Source organism: Mesorhizobium sp. M2A.F.Ca.ET.037.01.1.1 (assembly GCF_003998075.1).
Lineage (GTDB): Bacteria > Pseudomonadota > Alphaproteobacteria > Rhizobiales > Rhizobiaceae > Mesorhizobium.
In genome coordinates this window covers 1-539 of record NZ_RZSA01001733.1, presented here as the reverse complement: position 1 = coordinate 539, position 539 = coordinate 1, and the positions used below count along the sequence as shown (strand labels likewise).

Below are 539 nucleotides of genomic sequence, written 5' to 3'. Positions count from 1 at the left end.
CCTTCATCGTAGACCTTTTTTTCGGCTTCGGTAGAGCGGGCAAATGCGGCGAAGTCGTACGCGTTGCTGTGAACTGCCCAGAGGTTGTCGGCAAGCCGTTGCAGCGGTGCCGGTAAGTCGAGATAGGCGGCCGCGGTGTTTGACCACAGCGTGTCGCCGCCGACTGGAGGGATCACAGCGCCTCGCAACACCATAATCTTGGGATAAGCATCCATGTAGGCGAGATCGATGTGCCAAACATCAGTCCGGAAACCTCCGCGTGCGTAATCAATCTCGATTACCGACTTCGTTCCCTTAGCAGGATCTACCGTCGGAGACAGCATAGGCTTCCCGAAACGACGAGCAAAGCGCTGGTGCTCGGCGTCGTCGAGATGCCCCTGGTCACGGAAGAAGATGACTTTGTGGTCAAGCAGCAGGCCTTCGATCGCAGCGATGGTCTGGTCCGGCAAATCGCCCGACAGCTTGATATTCCTGATTTCAGCGCCAATGCGCGCCGCGCGTTTGACAACGGCGGTGTCCGGAATGACACTATCGATCAT

Annotated in this window: 1 protein-coding gene; it reads right to left on the bottom strand. The window is 57.3% G+C overall.

Features of this window, described 5'->3' with window-relative positions:
• A partial coding sequence (locus EOA27_RS39505) for a TauD/TfdA family dioxygenase (RefSeq protein ID WP_145970946.1) occupies nt 1–539 on the bottom strand: 539 nt, incomplete at its 3' end.